The sequence below is a fragment of the Agromyces sp. CCNWLW213 genome (assembly GCF_037199545.1).
Taxonomy (GTDB): Bacteria; Actinomycetota; Actinomycetes; order Actinomycetales; family Microbacteriaceae; genus Agromyces.
In genome coordinates this window covers 1-3,912 of the sequence record NZ_JBBBDX010000015.1, presented here as the reverse complement: position 1 = coordinate 3,912, position 3,912 = coordinate 1, and the positions used below count along the sequence as shown (strand labels likewise).

The following is a 3,912-nucleotide window of genomic DNA, read 5'->3' as shown; positions in this document are numbered from 1 at the left end:
TCCGTACTGCTCGGCGTACTCCTTCGCGGCCTCGTAGTCCAGGAAGTGGGCGTCGATCGCGCCGCTGTTCACGGCCGAGATCGCGGCGTTGTTGTCGGGGAAGCGGACCAGCTCGGTCTCGGTAAAGTTCTTCACCGCGTACGCCTCCTGCAGCGTGCCCTGCACGACGCCGAGCCGCTTCCCGGCCAGGTCGTCCTCGTCCTCGATGCCGGCGTCCGGGTGGCCCATGACGGTCAGGTAGCCGGCGAGGTACCCCTCGGAGAAGTCGACGGTCTGCTTGCGCTCGTCGGTGATGCCGATCGCCGCGACGCCGACGTCGAACTGGCCGTTGGCGACGGCAGAGAGGAGGCCCGAGAAGTCCTGGCCGGTGAACACGACGTCGTCGATGCCGATGCGCTCCGCGACATCCGTGAACAACTCGACGTCGAAACCGGTGAACTCGCCGGACTCGTCGGTGAAGGTGTACGGCTTGGCGTCGCCGAGGCTGGCGACGCGGATCTGGCCCGGGGTGATCAGGCCGTACGGGTTGTCGTCGGCGTCGCTCGCCTCGGAGGTGCCTGCGGCGCCGCTGGCGCAGGCGGAGAGGACGAGGGCGGTTGCGGCGGCCACGGCTGCGATGGCGGTGCGCCGGAGGAAGGTGCGCTGGGTCACGGTGGTTCCTTCGATTCGGAATGTGCGGTGTGCGGTGCCGGATGGCACGGGTGGTGCTGTGGTGGTGCGGAACGCCGATTTGGGCTGCTGTGGCCCGGGTCTTGTTGAGACCGGTCTCAGTCGCGTAGATTGAGACCGGTCTCAATGCGTTTCCGGCACACTAACCGCCGACCGAGACATCCGTCAACAACTTTTTTTGAGGAGTGCTCGAATGCCGGTGGATCCGCTCAACGGCCGTAGGGAGGTCACGGTCAGCGACGTCGCCGCCGCGGCGAAGGTGTCCAAGGCGACCGCGGCGCGGGTGCTCGGCGGGTACGGCGCCGCGAGCGAAGCCGTCCGCGACCGCGTCCACACCGCCGCAGACGAACTCGGCTACCACCCGAACGCGCTGGCCAAGACCATGACCACCGGCAGGTCGAATTCGATCGGCATCATCGTCGGCGACATCGAGAACCCCTTCTTCGCGCAGGCGACCAGGGGGGCGGCGGATGTCGCGAAGGCCGCCGGGTACGACCTGATCCTGCTGAACTCCGATGAGCAGGCAGACGCCGAGCAGAACGCGATCTCGGTGCTGCTCGCCAAGCGCGTCGACGGCATCCTCGTCGCGCCGGCGTCAACCACCGATCCCTCGAGCCTCCGCGAGGCGGTCGAGCGCGGGCGCCCGCTCGTGCTCTTCGACCGCGTCGCCGACGGCGTCGACGTCGACACGGTCGTCGCCGACAACCTCGCTGGCTCCCGGCAGCTCACGCAAGTGCTGCTGGATGCCGGACACCGGCGCATCGCCTTCGTGTCGACCATCGCGCACGTGAGCGGATACCGTATCGGCGACCGCCTCGGCTCGAGCTCGGTCGACGACCGGGTGCGCGGATTCGTGGGAGCGCTCGACGACGCGGGTATCCACGACCCCGCCCGGTTCGTGCACCTCAACGCCCGCCGCGATGGCGTGCACGCGATCGTGCGCCGGCTCATCGACGACGACATCACGGCGATCGTCGCCTCCGACAGCCTCATCGGGCAGGCCGCGTTCCGCGAGCTGCGCACCCTCGGCGTCCGGATCCCCACGGACGTCTCGCTCGTCGCCTTCGACGACGCGGACTGGACCAGCCTTGCCGCTCCAGCGCTGACCGTCATGTCGCAACCGATCCACGAGTTCGGCGCCGAGGCGGCCCGGCTGCTCATCCGTCGGATCGCCGGTGACCGCGCGCCGATCGAGCATGTCGTCCTTGCGCAGCGGCTTGTCGAACGGGAGTCGGTCGCACCGCCGCCGGCGTGACCCGTCGGTGCGTGCCGGGCTGGCGGGGGAATCGAGTGACGTGGGCCCAGACCGCTCGGCGGCGGATGCCCCTCGGCCTTCATCGCGAGGCCGATGCGAAGTCCATCACTCCTGGGCGCCGTGCGGCTCCGGCCCACTGCTCGGAACCCCGTGCGAGTCTCGGAGGGTGAGCCGCGCAGCGAGTTCGAACCCGGGCGGCGGAAGCTGGTCGATCAGTCGCAGCGCAGTTCGCGCCGCGGCTGCCCCGGCTTCGTAGATCGGGTGCGTGATCGCAGTGAGCGGCGGGTTGCTGATCCTCGCCCATGGGGCATCGTCGAACGCGATGAGCGACATCCGGTCGGGCACGGCGATCTTGCGGCCCTGGAGGGCGAGGAGCACGCTCATCGCCACGTTGCTGTCGGATGCGATGATCGCGGTGGGCGGGTCCTCCAGTCCCAGCAGCTCGTCGACGATGCGCGCAGTGGCGGTCTCGCTGTCGGCCTTGAACCGCATCAGGGCCGGGTCGGCTTCGATGTCGTGACTGCGGAGCGCATCGACCACGCCCGTGAGCCGTTCCGAGACCGAGGAGACTCCCGTCTCGATCTGGGCGAATCGGTCGCCGTCGGTGATGAGCGCGGAGATGAAGGCGATGCGCCGGTGACCGAGCCCGATGAGCAGGTCGGTCGCTTCGAATGCGGCTGGGGCGATCGCCACCTGGATCGCGGCAGCGTCAAGATCGGGGACGCTGCGATCCAAGAGGACCAGGGGTCGCTTCAGTTGCTGCACCTCGCGGAGGTGGCCGAACTGGTACGCGGTCGAGGGGGCGACGATCATCGCGTCGACTCGCTTGTCCAGGAATACCCGGACCGCGTGCTGCTCGGCTTCGAGGTCTTCGGAGGTGTTGGCGAGGATGACGTCGTAGCCGGACGCCTTCGCGGTATCGGTGATGCCTCGCATCGCGACGCTGAAGTACGGGTTCTCGATGTCGCCCACGATCACGCCGATGGTGCGTGAGCGCCCAGTATTCATGCTCCGTGCGAGCTCGTTGGGTCGATACCCGAGCTCGTCCGCAGCGCTCAGCACTCGATCACGCACGTCCGGGCTCACCGAGCCGTAGCCGCCGAGCGCGCGCGATGCGGTGGACTTGCCCACGTTCGCGCGCTTGGCCACGTCTGCGACGGTGACGTCCCGCGACCTCGACACCGAACCGGACAAGCGACACCTCCATTCCGCCATTGACAACCATAGAGGTACTCGCTACGGTCGTTGGGTCCGGACCCACTATAGCGGTTTGGGTCCGGACCCAAGACGGAGGGCCGCAGCGCTGCGGCACTTCGAGTCCCGCTCACATCGACCCAAAAGGACCCCAAATGAAGACTCCGCCCCGCCGCACGTTCCGACTCGGCGCGACCCTGGCCGCCGCCGCACTCCTGCTCAGCGGATGCGCGACCTCGTCAGGCGAAGCCGCATCGCCCGATGAGAACCCGTACGGCCTGATCACCCCGGGCCAGATCCGCGTGGCCAGCGTCGGCGACCTCAAGCCGTACACCTTCACCGATGAGAACGGCGAGTTCACCGGCTTCGACATCGAGTTGTTCACGGATGTCGCGGAGCGCATCGGCATCGACGACGTCGTGTTCACCGGTCAGGACTTCTCGGCGATCCTGCCCGCAGTTGCGAACGGCCAGTTCGACGTCGGCGTGTCCGCGATCGGCATCACCGATGAGCGCAAGGAGACGGTCGACTTCTCCGACGGCTACCTGGCCGGGTTTCTCACGGTGATGGCCAGCCCCGACGCGGACATCGCCGGCGAGGACGACCTGGCCGGGAAGCGGCTCGGCGTCGTGCAGGGCACCCTGCAGGAGGCGTACGCGGTGAAGAACTTCCCCGACACCGAGCTGGTCCGCTTCCCCGACAACAACGCCGGGATCGCCGCGCTCAACAACGGGACCATCGACGCGCACTTCCTCGACTACGAATCCGCGAAGGCGTACGCCGAACAGTACGAG

General features: G+C 68.2%; 4 protein-coding genes. 2 read left to right on the top strand and 2 right to left on the bottom strand.

The window, feature by feature from the left end:
• Positions 1-651: ABC transporter substrate-binding protein (locus tag WBQ80_RS16985; protein ID WP_336573561.1), on the bottom strand; the 651-nt coding region annotated here is incomplete at its 3' end.
• Between the two features lie 211 nt (positions 652-862).
• Between WBQ80_RS16985 and WBQ80_RS16980 the strand changes: the two genes are divergently transcribed.
• A complete protein-coding gene (locus WBQ80_RS16980) occupies positions 863-1,924 on the top strand; it encodes a LacI family DNA-binding transcriptional regulator (RefSeq protein WP_336573562.1) in 1,062 nt (353 codons plus the stop codon).
• Positions 1,925-2,029: 105 nt separating this feature from the next.
• On the opposite strand, the gene WBQ80_RS16975 is transcribed toward WBQ80_RS16980, so the two are convergent.
• The gene (locus WBQ80_RS16975) at positions 2,030-3,073 is read right to left on the bottom strand and encodes a LacI family DNA-binding transcriptional regulator (RefSeq protein ID WP_336573563.1); all 1,044 of its coding nucleotides are present in this window, start codon (positions 3,071-3,073) and stop codon (positions 2,030-2,032) included.
• Positions 3,074-3,273: 200 nt separating this feature from the next.
• On the opposite strand from WBQ80_RS16975, the gene WBQ80_RS16970 reads away from it, so the two are divergent.
• A partial coding sequence (locus WBQ80_RS16970; RefSeq protein ID WP_336573564.1) for an ABC transporter substrate-binding protein occupies positions 3,274-3,912 on the top strand: 639 nt, incomplete at its 3' end.

What these genes read in the sequence shown, in the direction of transcription:
- WBQ80_RS16980 (WP_336573562.1), top strand. Translation starts at nt 863, where the DNA reads ATGCCGGTGGATCCGCTCAACGGCCGTAGGGAGGTCACGGTCAGCGAC.